This window comes from Paraburkholderia sp. BCC1876 (assembly GCF_902833695.1).
GTDB lineage: Bacteria > Pseudomonadota > Gammaproteobacteria > Burkholderiales > Burkholderiaceae > Paraburkholderia.
The window spans coordinates 1-492 of record NZ_CADFGI010000067.1 but is presented as its reverse complement, the minus strand read 5'-3'; the positions used below and the strand labels follow the sequence as shown (position 1 = coordinate 492).

1 pseudogene is annotated in these 492 nt (G+C 62.2%); it reads right to left on the bottom strand.

From position 1 onward, the window contains the following. A pseudogene (locus tag HWY05_RS38580) lies at positions 1 to 118 on the bottom strand (2-keto-3-deoxy-L-rhamnonate aldolase); the annotation flags it as partial. Positions 119 to 492 lie beyond the last annotated feature (374 nt).

Genomic DNA, 492 nt, shown 5'->3' with positions numbered 1-492 from the left:
TGGCGGTGATCTCGGCCAGGTAGGGCTCGGCCATCGATACCCAGAAGCCGACCTGCCGGCGTCGCGCCGCGAGCGCGGCCTTGAAGCGGTTCAATCCATAAGGGGAACTGGCGTTCATCGGTGAAGGTTCCTCGTCGTGCGTGGTTCGATCGGAAGCATCGCGGCGCCCTGCCCGGCATCGCCGCGCCCCCGCCATGATCGCATCGGTCGCGCGAATGCGCCGCGAACCGTGCCCGACGCGGCCCGGCACAGGCGTCTGCCGACCCTCCTCCAAACCGCTCCGCTTTCCGGCTTTGCGTCCATCCATTGTTCTGACGATTAGCAGCCCCCGAGCCAATCCCCAGCGACTTTCATAAATCTTTTCCGGTTTTCCCGGTTTTTCTCCATGGCCTCGAATCCCTTGAGTAGCGGGGTCTTTGCAGTCCTTTTCAAAAGATCGAGGCCAATCCTTTCATGCATTTCCCGGATTGCGTTCCGGCCCTGGAATAGCGC